Raw genomic sequence first — 26,382 nt, forward strand, 5'->3', positions numbered from 1 at the left:
CGCCATGCAGGACGGACGCACGACACTTTCGAAGTTCCTGATCGACACGCTCGATCGCCCGCCGTGTACGGACAACACGCGGGACACGGCGGGACTCTCCGCGCTCCTGATCGACGTGGCGGCCGCCATCAAATCGATCTCCGCGATGCTGACCAAGGGCGCGCTGGGCGGCAACTACGGTTCCGCGCAAACGCTGAACACGCACGGCGAGGAGCAGAAGAAGCTCGACGTCTCGACCAACGACATCTTCGTGCAGCAATGCGAGTGGGACGGTTTGCTGGCGGCGATGGTGTCCGAGGAAATGGAGCACGTGTACCCGATTCCGCCCGAGTATCCGCGTGGCGAGTATCTGCTGGCGTTCGATCCGCTCGACGGCTCGTCGAATATCGACATCAACGGCGTGGTCGGCTCGATCTTCTCGGTGCTGCGCACCCGCGACCCGGCGGAGGATGCCAGCAGCGAAGCCGCGTTCCTGCGGCCGGGCTGCGAACAGGTCGCGGCCGGCTACGCCGTGTACGGACCGTCGACGATGCTGGTGCTGTCGGTCGGCAACGGCACGCATGGCTTCACGCTGGAGCGCGACATCGGCAACTTCGTGCTCACGCATTCGAACATCCGGATTCCGGAAGAAACCGCCGAGTTCGCGATCAACGCATCGAACGAGCGCTTCTGGGAGCCGCCCGTGCGCCGCTACGTGCAGGAATGCAAGGACGGCCGCAGCGGCTGCCGCGCGCGCGACTTCAACATGCGCTGGATCGCGTCGATGGTCGCGGAAGTGCATCGCATCCTGATGCGCGGCGGCGTGTTCATGTATCCGCGCGACTCGAAAACGCCGGCGATGGAAGGGCGGCTGCGCCTGCTCTACGAAGCGAACCCGATGAGCTTTCTGGTCGAGCAGGCGGGCGGCCTCGCGATCACCGGACGCGAACGCATTCTCGACGTCGCGCCGCGCGCGCTGCATGGCCGCGTGCCGGTGATTCTCGGCTCGAAGAACGAGGTCGAGCGCATTGCGCGCTATCACGGCGAATACGACCGCGGCGAGGACAAGCCGTTCTCGTCCCCGCTGTTCGGCACGCGCTCGCTGTTCCTGCCGGATTTCACGGCGTGATCGGCGACCGAGCGCAGGTGCGTACAGCGCACGGCACCAGAAATACAGTCATCCGGAGACAAACGCATGTCAGTCAAACATCCGATCATCGCGGTGACCGGCTCGAGCGGCGCGGGCACCACCACCGTCATGAAGAGCTTCATGCATATCTTCAGACGCGAGCACATCAATGCGCAGATCGTCGAAGGCGATGCGTTCCATCGCTACGACCGCAACGGCATGCGCGCGGCGATGCAGGAGCGCGAGCGCGACGGTGTGCCGAATTTCAGCCACTTCGGACCGGAAGCGAATCTGCTCGAAGAACTCGAAACGCTGTTCACGCGTTACGGCGAAAACGGCAGCGGGCAGTTTCGCCACTACGTGCATGACGCGGCCGAAGAGTTGCTCTACAAGCAGGACGGCGGCACCTTCACGCCGTGGGAGGACGTCGCGGCCAATACCGACCTGATGTTCTATGAAGGTCTGCATGGCGCGGCCGTGACCGACAAGGTCAACATCGCGCGGCATGCGGATCTGCTGATCGGCGTCGTGCCGATCATCAACCTCGAATGGATTCAGAAGCTGCACCGCGACCAGACGATGCGCGGCTACACGCACGAAGCGGTGGTCGACACGATCCTGCGGCGCATGCCCGACTACGTGAACTACATCTGCCCGCAGTTCTCGCGCACGCATGTGAACTTCCAGCGCGTGCCGACCGTGGACACATCGAATCCGTTCACCGCCCGCGAGATTCCGCAGCCCGACGAGAGCTTCGTGGTGATCCGCTTCGCGCGGCCGAAGGGCATCGACTTCCAGTATCTGCTGACGATGCTGCACGACTCGTTCATGTCGCGCCCGAACGTGATCGTCGTGCCGGGCGGCAAGATGGGACTCGCGATGCAGCTGATCTTCACGCCGATGATCCTGCAACTGATCGACCGACGCTCGCGCGCTTGAGCGGTACGCGGCCCCTGCAGACGTTCATTTCGCAAGGAGAGTTTCGATGAGTGCAGTCGCGCAACCGCTTGACGCACCCGCCACGCGCCCGATGGCCGACGCACTGCGCATGCTCGCGATCGACGCGGTGGAAGCCGCGAAGTCGGGACACCCCGGCATGCCGCTGGGCATGGCCGAGATCGCGGTGGCATTGTGGGACCGGCATCTGAAGCACAGCCCACGCAATCCCGCGTGGCCCGACCGCGACCGGTTCGTCTTGTCGAACGGACATGGTTCGATGCTGCTGTATGGACTGCTGCATCTGACCGGCTATGACCTGCCGATCGACGAACTGAAACGCTTTCGCCAGTTGCACAGCAAAACGCCGGGGCATCCCGAGGTGGGCGTCACACCCGGCGTCGAGACGACCACCGGGCCGCTCGGCCAAGGGCTCGCGAACGGCGTCGGTATGGCACTCGCCGAGGCGTTGCTCGCGCGCGAGTTCAACCGGCCCGGGCATCGGATCGTCGATCACCGCACCTACGTGTTCGCCGGCGACGGCTGCCTGATGGAGGGCATCTCGCACGAAGCGGCGTCGCTCGCGGGCACGCTGAAGCTCGACAAGCTGACGGTGCTGTACGACGACAACGGCATCTCGATCGACGGCCACGTCGCGCAATGGTTCGCCGACGACACGCCCGCGCGCTTCGCCGCCTACGGCTGGCATGTGGTGCGTGAGGTGGACGGCCACGACGTCGATGCGGTCGATCGCGCATTGCACGCGGCGCGCGCGACCGGCCGGCCAACGCTGATCTGCTGCCGCACGGTGATCGGCCAGGGCGCGCCGTCGAAGGCTGGCACGCACGACGTGCATGGCGCGCCGCTCGGCGCCGACGAGGTGGAACGCACACGCCGCGCGCTCGGCTGGCCGCATCCGCCATTCGAGATTCCCGACGAGATTCGCGCGAACTTCGACGCGAGCGCGCGCGGTGCCGCTGCGGAAGCCGAATGGCGCGCGCGTTTCGATGCGTATCGCCAGCACTATCCGGTGGAGGCCGCCGAATTCGAGCGACGTGTGCAGGGCCGCTTGCCCGCGCATTGGTACGACACGGTTCGCGCGCTGCTGCGCGATGCGGATTGCGCGGCTGAATCGATCGCGACACGCAAGGCTTCGCAAAAGGCGATCGGCGCGCTCGCGCGCAGCCTGCCGGAACTGCTCGGCGGCTCGGCCGACCTGACCGGTTCGAACCTGACGGACTGGCCGGGCGCGGTCGACGTGCGCAGCGACGAAAACGGCTTACGCGGCGGCAACTACGTGCACTACGGCGTGCGCGAGTTCGGCATGAGCGCGGTGATGAACGGCATCGCGCTACATCGCGGCTATCTGCCGTTCGGCGGCACGTTCCTGACCTTCTCCGACTACGCGCGCAATGCTTTGCGAATGGCCGCACTAATGAAGACGCGCTCGATCTTCGTGTTCACGCACGACTCGATCGGCCTCGGCGAAGACGGACCCACACATCAGGCGGTCGAACACGCGGCGAGCCTCCGGCTGATTCCGGGGCTCGACGTGTGGCGTCCGTGCGATACCGTCGAGACCGCGCAGGCGTGGGTCAGCGCAGTGGAGCGTGAGGGACCGTCGTGTCTGTTGCTGAGCCGGCAGAACCTGCGCTTCGTCACGCGCTCCGCCGTGCAGATCGCCGCGATTGCGCGGGGCGGATACGTGTTGCGCGACTGGCCCGATGAAGAAGGGCAACAGCAACCGGCGCGTGTCGTTCTGATCGCCACCGGCTCGGAAGTGTCGCTCGCGCTCGACGCGATCGCGCCCCTCGCGGCCGCCGGCATCGCCACGCGCGTCGTATCGATGCCATCGACCACCGCGTTCGACCGGCAACCGCGCGCCTGGCGCGACGCGGTGCTGCCGCCGGGTGTGCCGCGTGTGGCGATCGAGGCAGGCGTGCGCGCGTTCTGGCGGCAATACGTCGGACTCGACGGCGGCGTGGTCGGCATCGATACGTTCGGCGAGTCGGCCCCGGCCGCCGCATTGTTCGAGCACTTCGGACTGAACGCGCAGGCGGTGATCGACGCAGCGCGGCGCGTCGCGGACCGCGCACGTTGAGCACGCCGCTCGACAAGATTTCATTTCATATCGAGGAGCACGCAATGGCCTTTATCACCCTGCGGCAACTGCTGGATCACGCGGCCGAACACGACTACGGCGTGCCCGCGTTCAACGTCAACAACATGGAGCAGATTCACGCGATCATGCGCGCGGCCGAGGCCACCGATAGCCCGGTGATCCTGCAGGCGTCGGCCGGCGCGCGCAAGTACGCGGGCGAGCCGTATCTGCGCCATCTGGTGCTCGCCGCGCTAGAAGCGCACCCGGACATTCCGCTGGTGCTGCATCAGGATCACGGCGCGAGCCCCGCGGTGTGTCAGCAGGCGATCCGCTCGGGCTTCACGTCGGTGATGATGGACGGCTCGCTGCTGCCCGACCAGAAAACGCCCGCCGCGTACGACTACAACGTTGACGTGAGCCGGCGCGTGGTGGACGCCGCGCATGCGGTCGGCGTGTCGGTGGAGGGCGAGCTGGGCTGTCTCGGCTCGCTGGAAACCGGCACGGCGGGCGAAGAGGACGGCGTCGGCGCGGAGGGCAAGCTGACGCGCGAGCACCTGCTGACCGACCCGGACGAAGCGCGGCGCTTCGTCGAAGCGACCGGCGTCGATGCGCTCGCGATCGCGATCGGTACTTCGCACGGCGCGTACAAGTTCAGCCGCGAGCCGACCGGTGACATCCTCGCGATCGACCGGATCGCCTCCATTCATTCGCGGATTCCCGACACGCATCTGGTGATGCATGGCTCGTCGTCGGTGCCGCAGGAGTGGCTCGCGGTGATCCGGGAGTACGGCGGCGAAATTCCGACCACCTACGGCGTGCCCGTCGACGAAATCCGCCGCGGTATCGCGCACGGCGTGCGCAAGGTCAATATCGACACCGACATCCGTCTCGCGATGAGCGGCGCGATGCGTAAATCGCTCGCCAATGCGCGCTCGGAGTTCGATCCGCGCGCGGCCCTGAAGGCCGCCACCGCCGCGGCTAGCGCGATCTGCATCGAGCGTTTCGAGGCGTTCGGTTGCGCGGGGCAGGCGGCGCGCATCAAGCCGTTGCCGCTCGACACGATGGCGAGCCGCTATCACTGACGCCACTGGTACGGAGAACGCAATGCGCGAATTCCTGATTGCTCCGTCGCTGCTGTCGGCGGATTTTGCCCGGCTCGCCGACGAGATACGCGACGTGACCGTGGCCGGCGCGGACTGGATTCATCTGGACGTGATGGACAACCACTACGTGCCGAACCTGACCGTAGGGCCACTCGTGTGCTCGGCGATCCGGCCGTACACGTCGCTGCCTTTCGACGTGCATCTGATGACCACGCCGGTCGATCCGCTGGTGTCGGCGTTTGCCGAGGCCGGCGCGAACCTGATCAGTTTTCATCCGGAGGCGACGCTGCATGTGCATCGGACCATCGAGCTGATCCGCTCGCATGGCGCACGCGCTGGGCTCGCGCTGAATCCGGCGACGCCGCTCACGGTCCTCGATCATGTGCTGGAGATGCTCGACGTCGTGCTGGTGATGTCGGTGAATCCGGGCTTCGGCGGCCAGGCGTTCATTACCGAAACGCTCGATAAGCTGCGGCTGCTGCGCGAGCGCGTCGATACGACGATGCAGCGCACCGGGCGGCCGTTGCTGATCGAGGTGGACGGCGGCGTGAAGGCGTCGAACATCGCGCGTGTCGCCACGGCGGGCGCGGATGTGTTCGTCGCGGGATCGGCCGTGTTCGGCGCGAGCGATCGCGCGCAGGCGATTCGCGGCATGCGCGGCGAACTGGCTACCGTCGACGAACATGCGGGTGTGGCCGCCATGCAGTGACGGCGCGGCGGGTTCAGCGCTTCTTCATCGTCTCGCCGGGTCCGCACCAGACGCTGAGATCTTCTTCAGGCCGGTCGACCGCGCAGCCCCAGTCGAGCGGCTGATCCTGATCGAAGCGCTTGCCGAGCCGCCACGCGATTTCCGCGCGGGCAAGTTGCACGCCCATATAGAACGCGTGGCCGCCGTCGGTTTCGAGGTTCAGCTGTGGGTACAGCGCGAACGGATCGTCGCCGCGTCGATGGCCGTCGCGGTTGTACACGTGAATGCCGTCGGCGCTGATCTGCACGCGGAAATTCGGATCACGCACGGCGCGCGCGAATTCGTCGATTTCTTCGGCGCTGTACGGAAACGGCCTTTTCGCATGGACCGTTGCAAGCTCGGTGCTGATGCCCTTGGGCAGCACTTGCGCATCGCGTGCGGCATGCATCACGCGGCGCGCGACATCGGCTTCGCGCAGCGCGCGCCGCGCGTGCAGGCTCACCGACGTCGTCAGCACCGCGCCAACGCGCAATTCCGCCGCCATGCCGAGCAGCACCGCATTGATGCCGCTCGTGTCGGCCTCGGTCAACTCGGTCACGTTGCCGATGCCCATCATGATCGCGATGTCGGGATAGCGCTCGCGCAAACGCACATAGCGCGCAATCGACGTGGCCAGCCCGAACGGAATCGGATCGAGAATCGGATCGGCGAAAAACGCGCGGCCGCGCGCGGAGAGCGCGTCGATCGCGACGTCGAGCGAGGCTGTGTCAGCGGGTTCACGCGCGACGAGGATCGGCGTCGACGGCACTTCGTCGGCGATCCATAGCGTGTCGACGTTCAGGCTCATCAGATAGTCGGCGCCGGCGCGGCCGCCGCGCAGCAGTTCGTCGTTACGCATCGAATCGACGCTGACGCGATAGCCTTCGGCCTTTAGCCGGCGCACCGCGTCTTCGAGATGCGGAAACGGCGTATCCGGCAGACAGCCGATGTCGATCACGTCCGCGCCCTGGGCCGCATACTCGCGCGCCCTTGCCGCGATGCCGTCGAGGTCGAGCCGCGGCGCATCGACGATCTCCGCGAAAATCTCCGTGTCGTAACGGCTCAGGTCGAACGGCTTCGCCTTGTGGCCGAAAAACTGCGGCAAATCCTTGACCTCCTCGGGACCGCGTTCGAACGGCACGCCGAAGTGCGCGCTCAGCGCGTCGAGATCGCCGCGGCAGCGGCCCGGCACGATCACGCGCTGCGCGGCGAGCGGCGTAGGCAAGCGGCGCTGGATCATGTCGGCGGTCATCAACGCGGCGACCTGCAGGCCGATTTCGCGCACCTCCCAACTGAACGGCGCCGGCGCCATGCCGTCGAGCACCCGCCGCAGGCTCGGTTCGGCAAGCCGGCCGGTCAGGAAGAGGATGTGGTCCATGCGAGATCGAGGGTCGCGAGGCGATGGGCGAGCGCCGCTTCGAGTTCGTCGAGCGAGCGCGCGAGCGTCGTGTATTCGAAGCGTGCCAGACGCTCGACGTTGTCGAGTTCGATCGCCCGTGGCCGCAGTTCGACCCATTCGTCCGGGCTATGCGTGATCACGCTCGGTTCGGTGTCGCACGCAAAGACGATGCCGGGGATGCATTGCTTGCCGGCCTGCGCGTACATGTTGGTCGGCAAGGTATCGGAGATGCCGTACGCGCATTTGGCGACCGTGTTGCTGGTGGCGGGCGCGATCACGACCGTGTGATAGACGCCGTGATACAGCATGCCCACCGGCACGCCGCTCGCGCTGTTGTCACGCAGCACGCGGAACTGTTCGCGCAGCTTGTCGAGCGACCAGCCGTACAGCGGCAGCACTTCCTCGGCCGCCGCCGACAGAAACAGATCGACGCGCGGCAAGCGCCGCGCGAGCGCGATCGACTCTTCGAGCATGTGACCGGAGCCGGTCACGCACCACGCGAAGCGCGCATCCGGCTTGAAGTCGGCGAGATCGCGGGCGGCCTTGGGCGCTGACTCGTTGGCTGACGACTGGGTCATGCGTCGAGATCGAGCGGCATGCCGTCCGGCGGCGAGCCTTCGTGCGACAGCCGGATATGCAGCCGGCGCATCTTGCGGTACAGCGTGTTGCGGCTGATGCCGAGCGCCTTCGCGACGTTGCTGACGTTCCAGCGATGCTCGTCGAGCAGCGACAACACCGTTTCGCGCTCGTTCAGCTGGATCGCGTTCAGCGAAGAAATGTCCGCTTCGTCGGCGAGCTGCCCGTCCATGTCCGCGTTCGCGAGGCGCAGCGCGGTCGGCAGGTCGACCGCCGACGTGCGTTGCGTGACCTCGGGCGGCAGATGCTCGCAGCGGATCGGCTCGCCGTCGGACAGCGCGATGGCCATCTGCAACACATGACGCAGCTGACGGATATTGCCGGGCCACGCGTAGGTCAGTAACGCGCGTTCGGCTTCCGGCGTCAGCTCGGGCGGATCGTCGGTTTCGTTGGCGAGCAGATGATGGATCAGCGGCAGTTTGTCGACGCGCTCGCGCAGCGCCGGCAGATTCAGCTCGACGCCCTTGAGCCGGTAGTACAGGTCCTCGCGGAACTGACCGCTCTGCACGAGTTCGAGCAGATTGCGGTGGCTCGCGCTGATCAGCTGGAAATTGACCTTGACGGTGGTCTCGGCGCCGAGCGGCGTGACCTCGTGTTCCTCGATCACGCGCAGCAGACGCGCCTGCAGCACGAGCGGCATGTCGCCGATCTCGTCGAGGAACAGCGTGCCGCCGTTGGCCTGCACGATCTTGCCGCGCCGTCCTTCGCGCTGCGCGCCGGTAAACGCGCCCGCGCGATAGCCGAACAGCTCGCTCTCGATCAGGTTCTCCGGCAGCGACGCGCAGTTCACCGGCACAAATGGACCGTCGGCGTGCGGGCTGATGCTGTGCAGCGCCTGCGCGAAGACTTCCTTGCCGGTGCCGGTCTGGCCGCGCAGCACGATCGGAATCTTGCGCTGGATCACGCGCGCGGCCAGCTGGATCTGCGAGGCCATGCGCGGGTCGCCGAATTCGAGGTGCGCGATTTCGTCGAGCTTCGGCACCGGTGCGTGTTTGTCGTGTTTATCGTGTTTTTCGGCGGTGCTGCTGCGGATCGCGGAGTCGGTGACGATCACGCGCGTCACGCGCCCGGTGCCGTTCTGCGGCGTCTGCGCGACGAGGAAAAAGCGGTTCGTCGCATTTGCGCTGTAGACGGTGACCGGATGGAACGAGCCGCGAATGCTGCGCGCGATCATGTCTTCGAGCGACGCGTTGAACGCTTCCTCGATGCGCCGGCCGCGCAGCTCGCTCAGCGAGCGGAAGCCGAGCTGGAACAGCGCGCTGCGGTTCGCGGCGAGCACGGTGCTGTCGTCGCCGACCGCCAGCTTGCCGCCGTGCAGCGTACCGACGAATTCCGGGCGGCTGTGGAAATGGATCATGTTGGCGTGCCGGTAGCGCGCATCGAGCAGACGGTTTTCGATCATCTGCCGCGACATGCCGACCAGCACCAGCGAATGCTGCTGCAGCAGCTTCGAGCGGCTCGTGACGTCGAGCACACCGGCGATTTCGCCGCCGTCGTCGAAGATCGGCGCGGCCGAGCAGGTCAGCGACGTATAGCGCGGATAGAAATGCTCGTGCTGACAGACGGCGATGCAGTCGCGCTCCGCGAGGCAGGTGCCCATGCCGTTGGTGCCGGCTTCGCGTTCGCTCCACAGCGCGCCGACGCGAAAGCCGTCGACGGCGACCGCCTCGGCGAACGGCACGGACGACACCTGATGCACGATCACGCCGCCCGAATCGACGAGCACGACCGCGAGCTCGGGATCGGCCAGTTGCTGATAGAGCGTCGTCATCTCGAGCTTCGAACACGCGATCAGATCGCCGAGCGCCTCACGGCGCGCGCTGAGTTCGTATTCGGTGAGCACCGGCGGCGGCACGAAACGCGCGGGGTCCAGCTGGAATTCGTTGATGCAGCGCGTCCACGACTGAGCTACGGGTTCGCTTGTCGGGCGCGTGGTCAACTGATGGTTGACCACGTTCAGAACTTCCCGGACGTGCGTACTGCTGTCAGCGAGCAACGACATGGGATTCGTCTCCGTTGCGTCATTTCGGAAGCGTGACTGCTTTGCACGCTGCGAATGGCGCTTTATCAAGCCTGTCTGCCCTTGGTGCGGCGGATTCTTGGTCCGTCTGCTCCCTCGCGACCGGCCCTGCTACGAGGCGGGTATTTAAAACTGTACGCCCGATGCAAGATTGGTTCAACAGAAAGTGACTGTGGGTTTACCTCACCGTGCCCGGAACTTGCTTTTCTCGATGCGCGATGCGTTGTACGTTTTGCAGATTGCATGCCTGTCGCAGCTTCGGAACAGAGTGTGCCGCGCGTCGCTCAGTTCTGCTGCTCAACTGTTGCACCGTTTGCTCTTCATCAAAGCTTGTTCAATCTTGGGCCGCGCCGCGGCGGAGACCATCATGGATCGTATCGATACTGTTCGCCTTGCCGCATTTTCCAGCCTCGGCGGCAATCCCGGCTCGCAAGCCGGCGCGTTGCCCGAGCGCCTCGACATCGTGTTCATCGAGAACTTCATCGGCCAGACGGTCATCGGTATCGACAGCAGCGAGTTGCATGTTGCGCAACCGGTGCGCGTGAATCTGGCGATCGGCGTGCCCGCGATCCGCGCGTGCGCGACGGACCGGATCGAAGATACGGTCAACTATGCGGCCGTGCGCGAGGCGCTGCTCGAGCTATTCGCGTCGCATCGCGTGCGGCTGCTGGAGGCGCTTGCCGAGACGATCGCGCAACTGCTGATCGCCGACTTCGGCGCGCACTGGGTGCGCGTGTCGCTTGCAAAGCCGGCCAAGTTCGCCGACCTCGCGGCCGTCGGCGTGCAGATCGAGCGGCGTCGCGGCGATGGCCCAACGGCCGCCATGGGTCTCGCGAGTTACGCGTCGCTGGGCAAGGGGCTGGTGCCGAATTGAGGGGGAGAGCCGAGCGGGCCGGACGGCCGGCCCGTCTCAAACCGTAGTTATTTCGCCACGGTCGATGTTTTCTGCGGACCGAGGCCACACGCCTGATACGCGCTCGTTTGCAGCGCGCGGAATTTTTTGGTTTGAGCCTTGGCGTGATCGACGCGGAATTCCGCGCCGCCTTCGCCGCCGAGCGTCGCGTACTTCGAGAAGGTCGACTGGTCGACGAATTCGTCGTACGGCAACGACGCGGCCATCTTGTCGATCACGCACGAGCACTTGTAGACGTTCGCGAAATCGTGGCCGTTATCGTCCATGCAGCTAAGCACGTATTCGACGCGGCCCTCGGTCGGATAGTTATAGCCGCCCGCCCACGCGAGCGGCGCGGCGAGCATCAGCGTGGTAAAGGCGAGAAGCGCGCGACATCTAGTAGTCATTGAATGCCTCTGCGAGAGCATTGAACCCGCTTCGCGAACCGCTGCGCGAGGTGCATGCCTTGCGGCCGCGAGTCGACGGGACGCGCGAGGAGGCGGGGCCGCCGACAGCGCCGCGTCTCCTGCGCTGGCATGCGCCGTCAGTTCGGCGCGAACGGATGCGCGACGCTGCCCTTCTTCGCCACCACCTCGGACGCGGTCGGCTCGCCGCTGACCGCGCGCTTGATGGCCTCGCGCGTCGCCTGATAGTTGAACTGCTGGATCTTCTTGTCGTCCTCCGCCTGCCAGTGGATGAAGACGCCGACGCAAAGGAACAGATCGTCGGCTTCTTCCTGCGGGATCGTGCCGTCCTCGACACTGTCGGCCACCGCGAGCGCGACCGCGTGCTGCGCCGGGCCGAACATCTGCACGGCCTGCTTGGCGCCTTTGATCGTCACCTTGTTGAACAGGATCGTATTGGGCTTCGTGATGAGATTCGGCGCGACGACGGCGAGCAGCGACGTGAAGCCGTCCTTGTTGTTGGTGAGGGCGTTGCAGAACGCGGTTTCCGCAGCCGAACCTCGCGGTCCGATCAGCAAGTCGATATGCGCGACCTCGTTGCCGTCGCCGACTAGCGACTCCCCGATCATGACGCGGTTGATCTTGGCCATTCTGTTCCTCCAATGAGTAGGTATGGACCTGCTGACGAGGCGCCGCCCGCGATCGTGTCCAGATCAGCATCGCGAGAGCGGTGCGGGATTGCACGGCGGTACTAACTAACAGGTTCCGTGCCAGTTGTGGCACCCGGCATGCTGACGCGCCTCCTCGGGTCGTGGACAGTCCAGACGATTCAGGGTTAACCGCGACCTTCGACGCAGCGCGCAACAAATAGCGTGGCCACCGCGAGGTCCGCGCTGGTGCCGGGATTGATCGCGCGGGCCTTCAATTCGAGATCCCAGGCATCGAGTTGCGGATCGCTTGCCGAGCGGCGCGCGGCGGGTCGCGTTTCGCGCCAGCGCGCGTGCTGTTCGCGTGCCACGAGCGTGACACTCTGCGCCAGTGCGAGGCCGTGCTTGCGCACAATGTGAGAGTCGGGCCAGCCGCCGAGGAACGCCAGAAACACGTTGAGCATCGCGATTTCGCCTCGATTGACGGGCGCGGGTTCGGGCGCTGGGGTCGAGGCTTCGAAGCAGGCCGCGAGGCCGGTGTCGAACAGGTCCGCGAAACCGTTCGCGTACTGCCGCGCGATGCTGTCGCGCCCGCTGGCGAGCCGCATCGCGTCGCGCAGGCCGATCGTCGGCGGCGCGTGGACCGATTGTTCGGGCGCGTCGCCGAGGCCGCCGGGATTGGCGAGCGCGATCGCGCGATAGGCGAGCCGCGCGTCTTCGACGTCGAGCCGGCTCAGCACGTCGCCGACGGCCGCGCGCCACGCTTGCGCCGACAGCGGCGGGTCGCCGGTTTCGTCGAGGGCTGCGGCGAGCGGCGCGACCAGCAGCACGATGCCGAGATTCGTATTGCAGCCGACCGCCGCGCGCGTGCGCGTGACCGCGTCGAGAATGCGCTGTCCGACACGGGCGCCGCGTGCGAACAGCGCGTCGAGCGACGCGTCCGCGCTGGCGAGGAACTGCGCCGCGTGCATGCCGTGGCCGGGGCTTTGGGTGCTGACGTTGCCGGGTTTCGGCGTGGTGACGTCGAGCGCGCAGGCTTCGAGGAAGGCCGCGCGCGCCCGCTCGACGGAGATTGGATGAGTGCCGGGCATCGCGCTCAAGCCCGGCGCTGCGGAGACGGCTCAGGCAACCCGGCGCTGGCGGCTTGCTCGTCTTGTTGGTTCGCGCGCCGTTGCGCCGCGAGCTTGCGATCGAGCAGATCGTCGACCAGCGCCGCGGCGACATCGAGCGGCACGACCGACTGCAAACCGCGCCACGCGGCCACGCCGTTGACTTCGAGCACGAGCGGCAGCGCGGCGTCGTCGGGATTCGGGATCAGGTCCACGCCCGCGTAGTCGAGGCCGAGCGCGGCGGTGGCGCGCACGGCCGTCTGCGCGAGCGGGACCGTCAGCTCGGCGGCCTCGCAGCGCGCGCCTTGCGCGACGTTGTGAATCCAGCCCTTGCCGCCGCTGCGCCGCATCGCCGCGACCGCCTTGCCGCCGATCACGAGCACGCGCCAATCGAAACCGGGCCCGCTGCTCGCGACGAAGCGCTGCAGATACGCAACCTGCCGATAACGCGCGAGCGACGGCAGCGGCGCGAGCAGCCCGCCGCGCGCGCCGAGCCGTTTGAGCCCGTGGCCTTGCGAGCCGAACAGCGGCTTGAGCACGACCTGGCGGCCGGCGGCCGCTTCGCGCATCAGTACGCGTTGCGCGAATGCGGCGGACTCGACGGCCCACGTGGCCGGTGTCGGCACGCCCGCGCGATGCAGCAGGAAGCTCGTCATCGATTTGTCGACGCTGCGCTCGATCGCGCGGGCGTCGTTGTAGACCGGCACGCCTGATTCACGCAGCGCGTGCAGGATGCCGAGCCGCAGCGTCACCTGCTCGAAGGTGCCGCCGGCGATGCCGCGCACGAACACCGCATCCGGCAGCGTGCGGCCGAAGCCCGGGATCACGAGGCCGTGCGGCAGCCACGTGGTGTCGATGCGGCAATCCGCGAGATCGACGCAACGCGCTTCGGCGCCGCGCGCGCGGAACGCTTTTTTCAGCCGGCCGGTGTGCCAGCCGGTTTCGTCGCTCATGATCGCGATGCGCAGACCCGATGTGATCATCATCGCGCGACCGGCTCGCCGCCCCACTGTTTGCGCAGCAGGCCGCCGTCGAGTCTGCCGCCGTGATAGGTCGCGCCGCTTTCGAGGCTGCTGACCCACACCTCGGCGGGCGCGAACAGCGCCGGGTCGATCTGGTAGAAGTCGAAGTTGACGGCCGTGAAGACGTCCGCGAACGGCCGGCCGTAGTCGCGCGAATTGGCGGAGGGCAGGGTGTCGGCGAGACGTCGCGCGATCTCGTCGTGCTGGACGGTCAGATGCACGCGGCCGCCGTACAGGATCGCGTCGTTGGTCCGGCCCATCGCCTGAATGCCGTCGGGCGCGGGCGGCGGCAGCGGCGCCGAGCCCGTGCCCGCGACGATCTCATCGAGCGGCACGCCGAGCACGTGCACCTTGTGCAGCGCCACTTCGACGACGCGGGCCACGACCTGTACCGTTCCCGCGACAGAGTGTGTCGGCGTGACGATCAGCGTCAGGTGTTCGGGCGCGAGGCCGCAATCGTGCAGCACCTTGTCGATCACGACCTGTGGCGGCAGCCGGTCCACTTCGAGCACCAGCGCGCCGCGCTCGTGGCGGTCGCGATAGCCGAGCTCGTCGAATAACGGCTCCTTGACCGCGAGCGCACGCGCGGGCCCCGAGCCGAGCGAAAAGAACTTCTTGCCGCCGGTCTGCTCCTTGGTCGCCGACAGGCTCCAGCCCGCGTACTGGCTGCCGAGGCAGGCCAGCACCGGCGCCGAGGTGCTGACTTCGAGCATCGTCGGCCACAGCGGCGCGGCGTCGAAGTTCGCGCGTACCGCGACGCGGCCGAGACCACCCATGCAGATGCGCGCGATCAGCACGCCGGCGTCCAGGCTGCCGCGTGCGTCGACGCCCGCGTCGGCAATCACGGTGCCGGCGGGCGTGCGCGTGAGCGCGACGCCGAGCTGTGCCGCCTGATCGACGAGCCGTGTGACGAGGCGCTCTGACAGCGCATTCACGCTCGGCGGCGCGGCGGGCGGGGAGGTCTCAGTGGGCGTGGAGGGAGGCATGGTCGGGTTCATCGCAGGTTTCGATTCGTTGGACGACGCGTTCGTGCTGCGCGTCGAGCGCGGTGCGCACCGCGTCCACCGACGCCGCTCGCACGAGCAGCGTGCAGACCGGCTGCCCGACGTCGATACGGGTGCCCGGCATCGGCACGTCGCGGCATTGCGGATCGCGCAGGCAGGCGTCGGAGAACGCCGCGGAGACGTTGAACGGCTGCTGCGCGAACAGCACCCGCTGGCCGGCGCGCCAGCGCGGCGCGCGGGCCAGCGCGAGGCTCGCGGCCGACGGCGCGCGGCCGTGGCGGCACGCGTCGAGGTGGCAGGCGAGCAGGCCGGCTGGCCACGCATCGGGCGACGCGGTTTCGTAGAGCGCCATCGTCGACGAAGGGCGCGGGTTGATTTCGAGCACGTCGAACGAGGTGCCATCCGACAGGAAATCGCAGCTGTTGATGCCGACGAGGCCGGTGTTTGCGCAAAGCGCATCGAGCGCTTGCTGCACGTGCGCGACGAACGCCGGCGGCAGGTCGATCGGCCCGATCGAGCCCGCATGCACGAAGCGCAGATCGCCGATCGCGCAGGTGAGTTGCTCGGCGAAACCGATCAGATGCGCGCCGCCGTGCGCGCCGATGAACAGCGCCGACAGCGAGCGGCCTTGGCCAAGGCGCTGGAAGTAGCCGTGCGCGGGGGCGCTCGTCAAGCCGAACGAGTCGGCCGCCTGGATATGCGTACCGCCGCAACCATCCGCCTGCTTGAACAGCCAGCCCCCGGCCGTCGCGGGCCGTTCGAACGACACAGCCGGATGCCCGATCCGCAACGCGTCGAGCAACGCGAAGAAACGCCGCGGCTCGCGTACGGCCGCGATCACGTCGGCATCGTTGCCGAGAAAGCGCGGCAAGCCGGGCTCCCGGCACAAGTCAGGCATCAAAGCTTCGAGCCCGCTGCCGCCGATCCAGCCAAGCAGACGAGGTAAGCGCGCGACCCGCGCAAGCGCATCGACGAGCCGCGCCCGGTCGATCCCGAGCGCGCCATCACTGCGGCCGATGTCGAACCATAGCTCGGCGGCCTCGCGCGTGTCGCAGTCGCCGAAGATATCGAGCGCGGCGACATGCAGGCCGGCGCGCGCCGCGGACTGCGCGAGCAGGCGCGCGGACTGCCCGACGACCGCGACGATGGGCGCATGCATGAGCGGCCGGTGCGGCTTCATGACGGCCGCTCTCAGCCGAGACCGGCCGCGACCGCGCGGGCCTCGTCGTAGGCTTCCGGGAAGCCCAGGTAGACCGGCTTGCCGCCCGTGCGCATGCGCATGAACAGGCGATGCTCGACCTGATACTTGACGTTGCCGATCGCCAGCGCGCCGATGCCGACCGCGCCCGCGTTCGGCACGCCGTCGATCGGCTTGCCGTCGTTCATCACGTTCACGCCGGCGATGCCTTCCGGCGGCACCGCGTTGACGTCGGCGGCGACGAGTAGGCGCTTTGCATGCTCGAGGTCGTCGCGGCCGACCACCTGCACGCCCGCGACCGCGGTGGCGAGCACGATTTCCGCGTCGGCAAGCGCGCCGCGCAGTTCCTCGGGCGTCGTGGTGCCGATGCCGCTGGTGACGATGCCGAAGCGCTCGTTCAGTTCGGCCGACGCGCCGAGCGCGCGACTGCGGTCGGTGTGGCTCGCGATCGTCACGTCGGCGCCGCGCGACGCGGCGATCGCCGCCGCGATGCGTCCGACCGCGCCGGCTCCGCCGAGAATCAGCACGCGCTTGCCGCCCAGCTCCACGCCATGCTGCTTGCCCAGATGCCGCTCGACCAGCGCGACCAGCGCGGCCGCGGTCGTGTACGAACCGCTCGGATCGGCGAATACGGAGACCTCGAATGGCGGGACCATCGCCTTGCGCGCGGTGTCGAGCATGTCGACGGCCTGCATCACGTCGCGCCCGCCGATGAAGATGCCGGTGCGCGACACCCCTTTCGGGCCGCGCGAGAAGATCGCGTCCTGCGTGAGGTTCGCGACCATGCCGGCCTCGACGTTGCAATACGGCACGATGACCTGGTAGCCGGCATCGGCGGCCATGTTGACGTCGAACGGACTCATCTGCGGCGTGGCCGTGAACATGTGCAGGACGTAGGGCCTTTCAATGGTTTCTGACATGGCAGGGGCTCGTTTTAGTGGCAATCTCGGGGACGGCGCAGGGTAAGGCCGCGCCGTGCGTGGCAGCGCCTGAGGTAAGCGGCGGCCTTGGCGGGGCCGCGCATCATGCGGCGTCGATGTGCGGCGCGCGCGCCTCGGCGCCGCTGATCGCCGCGCCGCTATTGCGGCCCGCGACGACGCTGCATTCGATATGCGGCAGCGCGCTCGCGACGGCGCGCGCGGTCGCGAGTGCGCGCTCGGCCTCGCGCGCACTCGCGAGCACCGCGAAGCCCGTCGGGCCCCATGAGGTCTGGCCGATGCCGGCGGTGCGTTCGGCGGCGACCGCGCGCAGCACGCGCTCGACGTCGGGACTCGCGAACACGCCGCCTTGCGCGCTCGCGAAGTATTCGCCGATGGTCTGCTGCAGTTCGGTGAGGCCGTGCGCGAACGGCGCGAAGTTATGTTCGGCGGCGCCGGGCAGGATCTGCATCAGCACCAGATGGCACAGATGCGCGGCGAGCCGCTGCGGAAACGGCGCGAGCGATGCGAGCGCGCTGCGTTCCTCGGCGCCGTGCAAGCCCTCGCGGCTGTTGTCGCTGACGAGCAGCACGCGCCACGGCTGCGGAAACGGCTGGCGCGACAGCAGCGGTGGCATGCTCTGGCGCAGATCGCCGGGCGGGCCGCCATCGAGCAGCAGGCCGCCGCACTCGAAGCCGAGTATGCCGATGCCGGAGCGCGCGCCGCGCCCGAGCAGGCTGGCGATCTCGGCGCTCGTCGCCGGCTGGCCGATGAGGCGCGTGAACGCGGTGCCGACCGCGAGCGCCAGCTGTGTGCCTGAGCCGAGGCCGGTATGCGCGCGTGGCGCCTCCAGCACGTCGATCGCGAGGCTCGCCGGTCCGTAGGCAGCCTGCAGCCGCGCGAGACTCAGCGCGATCCGCTCGCGCTCAGCCTCGCTCACCAGGCCGCCGATCTGCTCGCGCTCGGCGAGCCGCGCCTGAATCCGCGTGCCATGCGTATCGATGACGAGCCCCAGGCTGCCGAACGCGCGCCCGAGCGACGCGTTCGGATCGAGAAAGCCCAGATGCAGCCGCGCGGGCGCATCGATCGTGATGGGGGAGCGGGGCGGCAGGCGGCGGAGCTGAAGCGGCATCTCGAGTGTCCTCAGGTGTCCTTGCGGGTGCGCGAAAGGTTCGGCCACGGGGTGTGCGCAACGCGTCGAGTCGCGTCGCGGGTTCCGGCGACAGTGCGCCCGGCGACCTCAAGCGAAAGCCGTACCAGGCACGCGCAACGGCCGCCGCAGCGGATTCGGCCCATTGCAAGCTCTGAACGGGCGCGCCGCGCGCCACCCGGTTTCGCCGCTGCATGGACGCTGTGTGACGCCGAAGGCGCACTGTGTCACGCGCTGTTTCATCCGGCGGCAGGCGCGCGCGTCAACTGCCTTGCGCGGGTTTCGGCGCGTCGTACTTGATATAGCGGAAGCGCTGGTCGTCGGCCGGCGTGCCTTCCAGCGGGCCCTCCTCGAGGCCGGGCTGCCAGTGGACCACCGATTCGATCTTCGTCGCGAGCGCAAAGTCCTTGTCGGTGATGCCCTTGGCGGTGTGCGTTTTCAGCTTCACGATCACGAACGCGTACGAGACCGTCAGGTCGGGGTGGTGCCACGCGGCTTCCGCGAGGTGCCCGACGGCGTTGACCACCATCAGCGTTCCCTTCCAGCCCTCGGTGCGGTATTTGCGCCGCAGCCAGCCATCTTCCAGATACCAGTGCTGCAGCGGACCGACGAGGCGCTGCTGGATCTCTTCGTCGGTATAGACATGCTCGGTGTTTGCCATGGCGGTTAGCTCCTGGAATGCGCGAATCGTTCGCCGAACGAAGCTTCGTTGCAGTGACAGGCCCGTGCTGCGGCGCGTGATTCGCAAAGGACACGATTCGTATCACGCAAGTGACACAGTATGTGCCGCATCGCGTGACGCAACCCCTTCAGCTTACCGCCGCGCAAGCATCGGCGTGCAACGCCCGAGTGCCGCGACAGGTCGCGCGTGCCGGGTCGGCGGGCCGCCGCACGCAACAGCGGCAGCGCTGCCGCTATTCCGGCATGGAATATGCGTTGGCCGTTCATGCGTCGCGAAGCCCGACATCGAATCGGGATAGCGCGTTAATCGTTACCTGCAATCGAGAAGGCGCGCACGATGCGATGAGGTAGCGTGGGTCATTCGTGAGTTGAACAGCAGGACAATTCTGGAGGAGACATGAACTTACGCACTGTAGTTCTTGGGCTCGCGATCCTCGCATCCGCAGCCTTTAGCTCTCTGGCTGCGCAGGCCGATTCGCAGCTCGACGGACTGATGAAAAACCCAGCCAATTGGGCGGCCCAGGCGGGCGATTATGCGAATCACCGCTACAGCCCGCTCAAGCAGATCAACGAGAACAACGTCGGCAAACTGCAGGTCGCATGGACCATGTCGACCGGCGTGCTACGCGGCCATGAAGGCGCGCCGCTCGTGATCGGCGACACGATGTACATCCACTCCCCGTTTCCGAACAAAGTTATTGCAGTCAACCTGAAGGATCAGACGTTCCTCTGGCAGTATCAGCCGAAGCAGGATGACCAGGTCGTCTCCGTGATGTGCTGCGACACCGTCAACCGCGGTCTCGCCTACGGCGACGGCAAGATCTTCCTGCAGCAGGCCGACACCAAGCTGGTCGCGCTGAACGCGAAGACGGGCGAGGTGGTGTGGACCGCGCAGAACGGCAATCCGAAAGCCGGTGAAACCAACACCAACGCGCCGCACGTATTCGGCGACAAGGTGCTGACCGGTATCTCGGGCGGCGAGTTCGGCGTGCGCGGGCGTCTGATCGCGTACGACATCAAGACCGGCAAACCGGTCTGGACTGCGTACAGCACGGGCCCCGACAACGAAATGCTGCTCGACCCGCAAAAGACGATGACGTACTCCAATGGCCAGATGGTGCCGGTGGGCGCGGATTCGTCGGTGAAGTCCTGGAAGGGCGATCAGTGGAAGCTCGGCGGCGGCACCACGTGGGGCTGGTATGCGTGGGACCCGAAACTCAACCTTGTTTACTACGGTACTGGCAATCCGGGCACATGGAACCCGACGCAACGTCCGGGCGACAACAAATGGTCGATGTCGATCTTCGCGCGCGACCTGAATACAGGCACGGCCAAATGGGTCTACCAGATGACGCCCCACGACGAATGGGACTATGACGGCGTCAACGAAATGATCCTGTCCGACCTGACGATCAACGGCAAGAAGGTGCCCGCGATCGTGCACTTCGATCGTAACGGCTTCGGCTACACGCTGAACCGCGAAACCGGACAGCTGCTGGTCGCGCAGAAGTACGACCCGGCGGTGAACTGGGCCGATCGTGTCGATCTGCAAAGCGGCCTGCCGATTCGCAACGCGGCGTACTCGACGCAGGCGGCCGGGTCCGACCACAACGTGAAGGGCATCTGCCCGGCGGCACTCGGTTCGAAGGACCAGCAACCGGCGGCGTTCGATCCGAAGACGAGTCTGTTCCTCGTGCCGACCAACCACGTCTGTATGGACTATGAGCCGTTCGATGTCGACTACGTGTCGGGACAGCCGTATGTCGGCGCCACGCTGTCGATGTATCCGGGCCCGAACGAGGGCAACGCGATGGGCAACTTCATCGCATGGGATGCGAGCAAGGGCAAGATCGTCTACTCGAAGCCGGAGAAGTTCTCGGTGTGGTCGGGTGTGCTGGCGACCGGCGGCGGCATCGCGTTCTACGGCACGCTGGAAGGCTACCTGAAGGCGGTTCGCATCTCGGACGGCAAGGAACTGTGGCGCTTCAAGACGCCGTCGGGGATCATCGGCAACGTCTTCACGTACGAGTATCAGGGCAAGCAGTACGTCGGCGTGTACTCAGGCATCGGCGGCTGGGCCGGCATCGGCATGGCGGCGGGTCTCGAGAAGCCGACCGAAGGTCTGGGCGCGGTCGGCGGCTATAAAGATCTCGCGAAGTACACCGCGCTCGGCGGCACGCTGTTCGTGTTCGCGATTCCCAACGAAAAGAGCTGAACGAACGGCTGAAATGAAAGGCTGAACGAGCGGGGCGGCTTGAACAGGCACAGCCGCCCCGTCAGCCTCGCGCAAGCATTGAATTACCCCCAAATCGCGCCGTTGGTAGATGCGTCGATGAAACGCATCGGGGCGCGGCTTTTTCACAGATGGAGACATGTGCATGAAAGGCCGATCTATCCTGTTGCTCACCGCGTTGCCCGTAGCGCTCGTCATGCTGCCCGTCGGATACGCGCAGAACAATCCTTCGATTGCGCAGGTCGCGTACAAGGTAGTCGACGGTAACAAGGTCGACAGTAATACGTTGCAGGGCTGGAAGACGTGGCGCGCGCTCGCTTGCGAACGCTGCCACGGCGCGCAGCAGCAGGGCATGGTCGGGCCGTCGCTGATCGACGCGTTCAAGACGCTGGACAAGAACGAGTTTCATCGCACGGTGTTCGGCGGCCGGGTGGATAAGGGTATGCCCGATTTCAGCGCGAGCCAGATGATGCAGAAGAACTGGGAAAATCTCTATGCGTATCTGAAAGGACGCTCCGATGGACAGATCAAGCCGGGCGATCTGCATGCCATCGACTCGAATTAACGCCGCGCCGTCATTCTTCCGGAGGCTCACGATGCGTGATAAGAGAAGCATGTCCGTGCATGTCAGCGTGATCGCGGCCGCATTGTGTGGCGCGGCGCTCGCGAGCGCCGCGGTCCGGGCGGATGGCCCCGCGCTGCCGAACAACGACGGCGCGGACGGCGTGCTCAGGGTATGCGCGGACCCGAACAACATGCCGTTGTCGAACGACAAGGGCGAGGGCTATGAGAACCGCATCGCGGCCCAGATGGCGAGCGACTTCGGCTACAAACTCGAATACACGTACTTTCCGCAGCGCATGGGCTTCGTGCGCCACACGTTGCGTGAGAAGGCGGAGGGCAGCGAGCGCTATCGCTGCGACCTGATCATCGGCGTGCCGAAGGGCTACGACATGACGTCGACGACGCAGCCGTATCTGCGCTCGACCTACGCGATGGTGCTGCCGAACCGCCCCGAGTTCGCGAGCATCAAGACGCCCGACGACCTGCTGAAACTGCCGCCCGATCAGCTGCACAAGCTGCGTTTCGGGATCTTTTCGCAAACCCCGGCGGTGGACTGGCTGCTCGGTCACAACCTGATCGACCAGGCGGTGTCGTACCAGGTGCAAAGCGGCGATCCGGGCGTATACCCCGGCCAGATGATCGAACACGACCTGGCCGCGGGCAACGTCGACGTGGTGTTCCTGTGGGGGCCGATCGCCGGCTACTTCGCCAAGCGCGCCGGTGATTCGGTCAGGCTCGTGCCGTTCCCGCCGCAGCCCGGCATCCGCTTCGACTATACGATTTCGATGGGCGTGCGCTACGGCGAGAAGGACTGGAAGGACAAGGTGGATCAATGGATCGGCGCGAATCACGACAAGATCGACAGCATCCTCGCGACCTACCAGGTGCCGATGCTCAAACCGGTCGACGCGCCGGCGGGCAAGCCTGGCGACGCATCCCAATGACGCGCGCCCGCGGCGCGTGGCTGCGCGCGGCACGCGCCGCGCTGATGGGGACGCTGTGCGTGCTGTGCCTCGCGCCGGCCGCGACCCGTGCGGCGAGCCCGGCGAGCGCGGCGTCGGCGCCGGGCGGCGACGACATCACGGCGGCGGAGCGGCTGATCTTTCTGACCGATCATCTGCACGGCGTCGCCGCGCAGACCGAGCTCGACTACGCGCTGATCGATTCCGGGCAGCCGTCGCGCAGCGCCGATGTCGTCAAGGTACTGGTGCAGAGCGAGAACAACGCGAAGGGCGACGCGCAGGTGTCCGACCACAGCGGCAGCGTGAACCTGCCGATCGCCGGATTGCAGTGCAATCCGGCGATCATTTATTTCCTCGAACGCGATATCGCCGAGATGCAGGGTCTCACCGGCGGCCAGCGTCGCTATTTCCAGCAGCGTCTGCGTCTCGCGCTCGCCGCGGGGCCGCAGATCGAGAGCGTGCCGAGCGAGGTCGGCGGCAAGCCGGTCAACGCGCGGCGCATCGTCGTGCAGCCTTATCTGAACGATCCGAACGCGGCGCGCTTCGCGCAATACACGGGCAAGCGCTACACCTTCCTGCTCGCCGACGGCGTGCCGGGCCAGGTCCTGCAGATTCGCACCGACGTGCCGGGCCCCAACAACGACTTCGCGCATCCGGCGCATTCGGAGTCGTTGAGCTTTCAATCCGCACTGAACAAGTTGCCCTCGGGCAAGGTGCCGGCGAAGCCGTCGAATGCGCCCCGGGCGAGCCGTTGAGTCTTCGATGCAGAACGCGAGTTTCGCGACGAACCGGGTCAAGCTGAACTTCGTTCGCACGCTGACCCTGCGGCAGTTGCAGATCTTCGTCGTCGCGAGCCGCTATACGAGTTTCGCGCGCGCGGCCGAGGAGCTGCATCTGACGCAGCCGGCGGTGTCGATGCAGATTCATCAGCTCGAAGAGGCGGTCGGCCTGCGGCTATTCGAGCGCGTCGCGCGCAAGCTCACGCTGACCGAAGCGGGCGAGGTGCTGACCCATCACGCGAGCCGCATTCTCGGCGAAATCAAGGACACCGAAGACGCGATGATGTCGCTGAAGCAGGCCGACAGCGGCTCGATCAACGTCGGCATCGTCAGTTCGGCGACCTACTTCGCGCCGAAACTGCTGGCGATGTACTCGCATCTGTACCCGAAGGTCGACGTGCATTTCTCTGTCGGCAATCGCGACGCGTTGCTGCGCATGTTGCAGGACAACGCGATCGATCTCGCGATCATGGGCCGTCCGCCGCCTGAACTCGATACGACGGCCGAGCCGCTCGCGAGTCATCCCCAGGTGGTGATCGCGCCAGTGCATCATCCGTTGTGCGGCGCGCGCCGCTTCGATTTGCAGGAGTTGAGCAACGACACCTTTCTGCTGCGCGAGCCGGGCTCAGGGACGCGCATGGCCGCCGAGGCGATGTTCCGTCAGCATCTGTTCACTCCCGCGAAAACCGTCACGCTCGGCAGCAACGAAACGATCAAGCAGGCGGTGATGGCCGGCATGGGCGTGAGCCTGATCTCGCTGCATACGCTGCAGCTGGAGTTGCGCACCGGCGAGATCGCGCTGCTCGACGTGAACGGCACGCCGATCGTACGAACGTGGCAGATCGTGCATCTGCGCACCAAGCAGCTTTCGCCGACCAGCGTGATGTTCCGGCAGTTCCTGCTCGAACATGCGGCGGTGCATCTGGAGCAGGAATATGCGCAGTTTGCGGGGGTGTTTGCGAAACGGCCGGTCAGGGCGGAACGGTAGCGCGATGCGTGCGTTGCGTGCATCGTTTTCGTTTCGTCTGGCCGCGTTCGTGCGCAGCGCGGCCGTGCTGTGCGCGGGCTTTGCCGGCTTCTTCGTGATCGGCGTCGTGCCGGCGCGCGCCGAGCCGGTGACGATCGCGGTGCTGAACTGCGGCCTGATCGACGACAACGCCGCCTACAACGACGCCGACACCAACCGCGCGCAAGCGGCGCGCATCGAGATGGTCAGCAATACGGTGCGCGCGCAGCTCGATGCGAGCCAGCGCTACCGCGTCGCCGACAACGGCCGCGCGTCCGAGCTGATCGCGCGGCTCGGTGCGGCGCAAGACCTGATGACCTGCGACGGTTGCGCCCGCCAGGTCGGGCGTGCGCTAGGCGTCGAGCAGGTGGGCGTCTGCTGGGTCCAGAAAGTCAGCAACCTGATTCTCAATCTGAACCTGCGGGTCGAAGACGTGGCGAGCGGCAAGACGCTGTTTCAGCGCTCGGTCGACATACGCGGCAACACGGATCTGTCGTGGCGGCGCGGCGCGAGCGCGCTCGTCGGCTTGCTGATGAACGGCGCGTCATAGGCGGCATCGATGGCACAGTCTGTACCCGACTGTCGTGACAGGCTGCCAACTTTTCGCATTCGATTTAACTCTTGCGTCCCGCGCGCGCGATCGGCATAGACCGTGCTTGAACGGAAGGCTGGCGAGTCTTGAAGCGCGTCGACGTTCGGGCGTCGCGCAAAAAAACGCCAGCCACCACGGAAGGGGATCGCAGCGATGGTTTCTGGCGAGCAGCTTCAGGACTGGCGTTCTCACGCCCAGCAGATCGAAAACGAAGTGGCGAGGGTCGTCGTCGGTCAGCAGCAAACGCTGAGGCTCATCAACGTCGCGCTGTTCGCACGCGGCCACGTGCTGCTGGAAGGCGGCGTCGGGGTCGGCAAGACCACCGTGTTGCGGGCGTTCGCGCGCGTGGTCGGCGGCGACTTCGAGCGCGTAGAAGGCACGATCGATCTGATGCCGGGCGACCTCGTCTATCACACCTACGTCGATGCCGACGGCAAGCCGCGCATCGAGCCCGGCCCGCTGCTGCGCCACGGCGAACAGCTGACCACCTTCTTCTTCAACGAGATCAATCGCGCGCGCCCGCAGGTGCAATCGCTGTTGTTGCGCGCGATGGCCGAGCGTTCGGTGTGGGCGTTCGGCCGCGAGCATCGCTTTCCGCATATGACCGTGTATGCCGACCGCAACAAGGTCGAGAAGGAAGAGACCTTCGAGCTCGCGTCGGCGGCGCGCGACCGCTTCCTGTTCGAGCTGAACATGCCGACGCCGACCGACGAGGAGGCGCGGCGCAGCCTCGTGTTCGACACGAGGTTCCATGACGTCGACGGCCTGCTCGCGCAACTGACACCGTCGATCGTGCCGTGGGAACAATTGAACCGGATCGGCGCGGCGATCCAGCAGGGCGTGCAGGCCAGCGAGACGATCGAGCGCTACGTGCACGACATCTGGCAGGCGACGGAAACGCCGGCGCGCTTCGGCATCGCGCTCGACGGCGTCGACATGGAGCAGCTAATTCTCGCCGGCGCGAGTCCGCGCGGCATGAGCGCGCTGTTGCGGGCCGCGCGCGTGGTCGCGTGGCTCGCGGGACGCACGCATCTGCTGCCGGAGGACATCCACGAAGTGCTGCTGCCGGCGCTCGGTCATCGCGTGTTCTTCACGCCGATCTACGAGCTGCGCCGCCAGGAGCTCGCCGAGGCGCTGATCGCGCGGATCGTCGCGAACGTCGCGGTGCCTCGCTGAACGCCGGCGCGCGCAC

At 66.7% G+C, this 26,382-nt stretch carries 25 protein-coding genes; 13 read left to right on the forward strand and 12 right to left on the reverse strand.

All coding sequences use genetic code 11. The features are described from left to right. The first annotated feature begins 4 nt into the window (after positions 1–4). The 5 genes from GCT19_RS14440 (at position 5) to rpe (ending at position 5,957) form a co-directional block, all read left to right on the forward strand. Positions 5–1,108, forward strand: a complete 1,104-nt coding sequence (locus GCT19_RS14440; protein WP_152852330.1) for a class 1 fructose-bisphosphatase — start codon at positions 5–7, stop codon at positions 1,106–1,108. A 66-nt stretch (positions 1,109–1,174) separates the two neighbouring features. Beyond that, positions 1,175–2,047, forward strand: coding sequence for a phosphoribulokinase (locus GCT19_RS14445; RefSeq protein WP_013091059.1), 873 nt, complete (start codon positions 1,175–1,177; stop codon positions 2,045–2,047). Positions 2,048–2,093: 46 nt separating this feature from the next. Then, positions 2,094–4,145, forward strand: a complete 2,052-nt coding sequence (gene tkt / locus GCT19_RS14450) for a transketolase (protein ID WP_152852331.1) — start codon at positions 2,094–2,096, stop codon at positions 4,143–4,145. A gap of 44 nt (positions 4,146–4,189) precedes the next feature. Next, positions 4,190–5,227, forward strand: coding sequence for a class II fructose-bisphosphate aldolase (fba, locus tag GCT19_RS14455; RefSeq protein ID WP_152852332.1), 1,038 nt, complete (start codon positions 4,190–4,192; stop codon positions 5,225–5,227). A gap of 22 nt (positions 5,228–5,249) precedes the next feature. Then, on the forward strand, positions 5,250–5,957 hold the full coding sequence (gene rpe, locus GCT19_RS14460) for a ribulose-phosphate 3-epimerase (RefSeq protein WP_018437342.1): 708 nt from the start codon (positions 5,250–5,252) through the stop codon (positions 5,955–5,957). 13 nt (positions 5,958–5,970) lie between these two features. Here rpe and GCT19_RS14465 read toward each other — a convergent pair whose 3' ends face one another. Genes GCT19_RS14465 through GCT19_RS14475 form a run of 3 tightly spaced genes read right to left on the reverse strand, consistent with a single transcriptional unit; the run spans position 5,971 to position 10,012 of the window. Further along, positions 5,971–7,353 carry a DUF6513 domain-containing protein gene (locus GCT19_RS14465; RefSeq protein ID WP_018437341.1) on the reverse strand — a complete coding sequence of 461 codons (1,383 nt, stop codon included), beginning with the start codon at positions 7,351–7,353 and terminating at the stop codon, positions 5,971–5,973. Next, positions 7,332–7,952 (reverse strand): flavoprotein, encoded by a 621-nt coding sequence (locus GCT19_RS14470; RefSeq protein WP_018437340.1) that lies wholly within the window; start codon positions 7,950–7,952, stop codon positions 7,332–7,334. The genes GCT19_RS14465 and GCT19_RS14470 overlap by 22 nt, the downstream gene beginning before the upstream one ends. Next, positions 7,949–10,012, reverse strand: a complete 2,064-nt coding sequence (locus GCT19_RS14475; RefSeq protein WP_018437339.1) for a sigma-54-dependent Fis family transcriptional regulator — start codon at positions 10,010–10,012, stop codon at positions 7,949–7,951. The genes GCT19_RS14470 and GCT19_RS14475 overlap by 4 nt, the downstream gene beginning before the upstream one ends. A gap of 385 nt (positions 10,013–10,397) precedes the next feature. On the opposite strand from GCT19_RS14475, the gene GCT19_RS14480 reads away from it, so the two are divergent. Further along, positions 10,398–10,904, forward strand: coding sequence for a dihydroneopterin aldolase (locus GCT19_RS14480; protein WP_018437338.1), 507 nt, complete (start codon positions 10,398–10,400; stop codon positions 10,902–10,904). A 47-nt stretch (positions 10,905–10,951) separates the two neighbouring features. Here GCT19_RS14480 and GCT19_RS14485 read toward each other — a convergent pair whose 3' ends face one another. The 9 genes from GCT19_RS14485 to GCT19_RS14525 form a co-directional block, all read right to left on the reverse strand. Next, on the reverse strand, positions 10,952–11,329 hold the full coding sequence (locus tag GCT19_RS14485; protein WP_026229051.1) for a hypothetical protein: 378 nt from the start codon (positions 11,327–11,329) through the stop codon (positions 10,952–10,954). A gap of 137 nt (positions 11,330–11,466) precedes the next feature. Beyond that, complete coding sequence (gene fae, locus GCT19_RS14490) at positions 11,467–11,976, reverse strand: formaldehyde-activating enzyme (RefSeq protein ID WP_013091068.1); 510 nt, start codon at positions 11,974–11,976, stop codon at positions 11,467–11,469. A gap of 185 nt (positions 11,977–12,161) precedes the next feature. Next, positions 12,162–13,064, reverse strand: a complete 903-nt coding sequence (locus GCT19_RS14495; RefSeq protein WP_152852333.1) for a triphosphoribosyl-dephospho-CoA synthase — start codon at positions 13,062–13,064, stop codon at positions 12,162–12,164. A gap of 5 nt (positions 13,065–13,069) precedes the next feature. Then, on the reverse strand, positions 13,070–14,068 hold the full coding sequence (locus GCT19_RS14500) for an ATP-grasp domain-containing protein (protein ID WP_152852334.1): 999 nt from the start codon (positions 14,066–14,068) through the stop codon (positions 13,070–13,072). Then, positions 14,065–15,102, reverse strand: coding sequence for a methenyltetrahydromethanopterin cyclohydrolase (gene mch, locus GCT19_RS14505; RefSeq protein ID WP_227749260.1), 1,038 nt, complete (start codon positions 15,100–15,102; stop codon positions 14,065–14,067). The genes GCT19_RS14500 and mch overlap by 4 nt, the downstream gene beginning before the upstream one ends. Beyond that, positions 15,068–16,288: an ATP-grasp domain-containing protein gene (locus GCT19_RS14510; RefSeq protein WP_152852335.1), complete on the reverse strand. Its 1,221-nt coding sequence runs from the start codon at positions 16,286–16,288 to the stop codon at positions 15,068–15,070. The genes mch and GCT19_RS14510 overlap by 35 nt, the downstream gene beginning before the upstream one ends. 11 nt (positions 16,289–16,299) lie before the next feature. Then, complete coding sequence (locus GCT19_RS14515; protein ID WP_018437332.1) at positions 16,300–17,226, reverse strand: NAD(P)-dependent methylenetetrahydromethanopterin dehydrogenase; 927 nt, start codon at positions 17,224–17,226, stop codon at positions 16,300–16,302. Between the two features lie 103 nt (positions 17,227–17,329). Beyond that, positions 17,330–18,355 (reverse strand): beta-ribofuranosylaminobenzene 5'-phosphate synthase family protein, encoded by a 1,026-nt coding sequence (locus tag GCT19_RS14520; RefSeq protein ID WP_018437331.1) that lies wholly within the window; start codon positions 18,353–18,355, stop codon positions 17,330–17,332. 280 nt (positions 18,356–18,635) lie between these two features. Continuing rightward, on the reverse strand, positions 18,636–19,034 hold the full coding sequence (locus tag GCT19_RS14525) for a 4a-hydroxytetrahydrobiopterin dehydratase (protein WP_018437330.1): 399 nt from the start codon (positions 19,032–19,034) through the stop codon (positions 18,636–18,638). Positions 19,035–19,451: 417 nt separating this feature from the next. On the opposite strand from GCT19_RS14525, the gene GCT19_RS14530 reads away from it, so the two are divergent. From GCT19_RS14530 to GCT19_RS14560, 7 genes are all read left to right on the forward strand, one after another. After that, positions 19,452–21,269 (forward strand): methanol/ethanol family PQQ-dependent dehydrogenase, encoded by a 1,818-nt coding sequence (locus tag GCT19_RS14530; protein ID WP_018437329.1) that lies wholly within the window; start codon positions 19,452–19,454, stop codon positions 21,267–21,269. 163 nt (positions 21,270–21,432) lie between these two features. Next, positions 21,433–21,852 (forward strand): c-type cytochrome, encoded by a 420-nt coding sequence (locus GCT19_RS14535; protein ID WP_013091077.1) that lies wholly within the window; start codon positions 21,433–21,435, stop codon positions 21,850–21,852. 31 nt (positions 21,853–21,883) lie between these two features. Then, on the forward strand, positions 21,884–22,795 hold the full coding sequence (locus GCT19_RS14540; RefSeq protein WP_013091078.1) for a substrate-binding domain-containing protein: 912 nt from the start codon (positions 21,884–21,886) through the stop codon (positions 22,793–22,795). Further along, positions 22,792–23,568 (forward strand): hypothetical protein, encoded by a 777-nt coding sequence (locus GCT19_RS14545; RefSeq protein WP_152852336.1) that lies wholly within the window; start codon positions 22,792–22,794, stop codon positions 23,566–23,568. Before GCT19_RS14540 ends, GCT19_RS14545 begins: the two co-directional genes overlap by 4 nt. Before the next feature lie 7 nt (positions 23,569–23,575). Next, positions 23,576–24,580: a LysR family transcriptional regulator gene (locus GCT19_RS14550; RefSeq protein ID WP_018437326.1), complete on the forward strand. Its 1,005-nt coding sequence runs from the start codon at positions 23,576–23,578 to the stop codon at positions 24,578–24,580. A gap of 4 nt (positions 24,581–24,584) precedes the next feature. Next, complete coding sequence (locus GCT19_RS14555) at positions 24,585–25,148, forward strand: DUF3280 domain-containing protein (protein WP_152852337.1); 564 nt, start codon at positions 24,585–24,587, stop codon at positions 25,146–25,148. 195 nt (positions 25,149–25,343) lie between these two features. Further along, positions 25,344–26,366 carry an AAA family ATPase gene (locus tag GCT19_RS14560; protein WP_152852338.1) on the forward strand — a complete coding sequence of 341 codons (1,023 nt, stop codon included), beginning with the start codon at positions 25,344–25,346 and terminating at the stop codon, positions 26,364–26,366. Positions 26,367–26,382 lie beyond the last annotated feature (16 nt).

The organism is Paraburkholderia atlantica (genome assembly GCF_009362785.1).
Classification (GTDB): Bacteria; Pseudomonadota; Gammaproteobacteria; order Burkholderiales; family Burkholderiaceae; genus Paraburkholderia; species Paraburkholderia atlantica.

Excerpts from the sequence above, each read along its gene's own strand:
- GCT19_RS14440 (WP_152852330.1), top strand. The coding sequence starts at position 5 with ATGCAGGACGGACGCACGACACTTTCGAAGTTCCTGATCGACACGCTC.
- GCT19_RS14445 (WP_013091059.1), top strand. The coding sequence starts at position 1,175 with ATGTCAGTCAAACATCCGATCATCGCGGTGACCGGCTCGAGCGGCGCG.
- tkt (WP_152852331.1), top strand. The coding sequence starts at position 2,094 with ATGAGTGCAGTCGCGCAACCGCTTGACGCACCCGCCACGCGCCCGATG.
- fba (WP_152852332.1), top strand. The coding sequence starts at position 4,190 with ATGGCCTTTATCACCCTGCGGCAACTGCTGGATCACGCGGCCGAACAC.
- rpe (WP_018437342.1), top strand. The coding sequence starts at position 5,250 with ATGCGCGAATTCCTGATTGCTCCGTCGCTGCTGTCGGCGGATTTTGCC.
- GCT19_RS14465 (WP_018437341.1), bottom strand. The coding sequence starts at position 7,353 with ATGGACCACATCCTCTTCCTGACCGGCCGGCTTGCCGAACCGAGCCTG.
- GCT19_RS14470 (WP_018437340.1), bottom strand. The coding sequence starts at position 7,952 with ATGACCCAGTCGTCAGCCAACGAGTCAGCGCCCAAGGCCGCCCGCGAT.
- GCT19_RS14475 (WP_018437339.1), bottom strand. The coding sequence starts at position 10,012 with ATGTCGTTGCTCGCTGACAGCAGTACGCACGTCCGGGAAGTTCTGAAC.
- GCT19_RS14480 (WP_018437338.1), top strand. The coding sequence starts at position 10,398 with ATGGATCGTATCGATACTGTTCGCCTTGCCGCATTTTCCAGCCTCGGC.
- GCT19_RS14485 (WP_026229051.1), bottom strand. The coding sequence starts at position 11,329 with ATGACTACTAGATGTCGCGCGCTTCTCGCCTTTACCACGCTGATGCTC.
- fae (WP_013091068.1), bottom strand. The coding sequence starts at position 11,976 with ATGGCCAAGATCAACCGCGTCATGATCGGGGAGTCGCTAGTCGGCGAC.
- GCT19_RS14495 (WP_152852333.1), bottom strand. The coding sequence starts at position 13,064 with ATGCCCGGCACTCATCCAATCTCCGTCGAGCGGGCGCGCGCGGCCTTC.
- GCT19_RS14500 (WP_152852334.1), bottom strand. The coding sequence starts at position 14,068 with ATGATGATCACATCGGGTCTGCGCATCGCGATCATGAGCGACGAAACC.
- mch (WP_227749260.1), bottom strand. The coding sequence starts at position 15,102 with ATGAACCCGACCATGCCTCCCTCCACGCCCACTGAGACCTCCCCGCCC.
- GCT19_RS14510 (WP_152852335.1), bottom strand. The coding sequence starts at position 16,288 with ATGAAGCCGCACCGGCCGCTCATGCATGCGCCCATCGTCGCGGTCGTC.
- GCT19_RS14515 (WP_018437332.1), bottom strand. The coding sequence starts at position 17,226 with ATGTCAGAAACCATTGAAAGGCCCTACGTCCTGCACATGTTCACGGCC.
- GCT19_RS14520 (WP_018437331.1), bottom strand. The coding sequence starts at position 18,355 with ATGCCGCTTCAGCTCCGCCGCCTGCCGCCCCGCTCCCCCATCACGATC.
- GCT19_RS14525 (WP_018437330.1), bottom strand. The coding sequence starts at position 19,034 with ATGGCAAACACCGAGCATGTCTATACCGACGAAGAGATCCAGCAGCGC.
- GCT19_RS14530 (WP_018437329.1), top strand. The coding sequence starts at position 19,452 with ATGAACTTACGCACTGTAGTTCTTGGGCTCGCGATCCTCGCATCCGCA.
- GCT19_RS14535 (WP_013091077.1), top strand. The coding sequence starts at position 21,433 with ATGAAAGGCCGATCTATCCTGTTGCTCACCGCGTTGCCCGTAGCGCTC.
- GCT19_RS14540 (WP_013091078.1), top strand. The coding sequence starts at position 21,884 with ATGCGTGATAAGAGAAGCATGTCCGTGCATGTCAGCGTGATCGCGGCC.
- GCT19_RS14545 (WP_152852336.1), top strand. The coding sequence starts at position 22,792 with ATGACGCGCGCCCGCGGCGCGTGGCTGCGCGCGGCACGCGCCGCGCTG.
- GCT19_RS14550 (WP_018437326.1), top strand. The coding sequence starts at position 23,576 with ATGCAGAACGCGAGTTTCGCGACGAACCGGGTCAAGCTGAACTTCGTT.
- GCT19_RS14555 (WP_152852337.1), top strand. The coding sequence starts at position 24,585 with ATGCGTGCGTTGCGTGCATCGTTTTCGTTTCGTCTGGCCGCGTTCGTG.
- GCT19_RS14560 (WP_152852338.1), top strand. The coding sequence starts at position 25,344 with ATGGTTTCTGGCGAGCAGCTTCAGGACTGGCGTTCTCACGCCCAGCAG.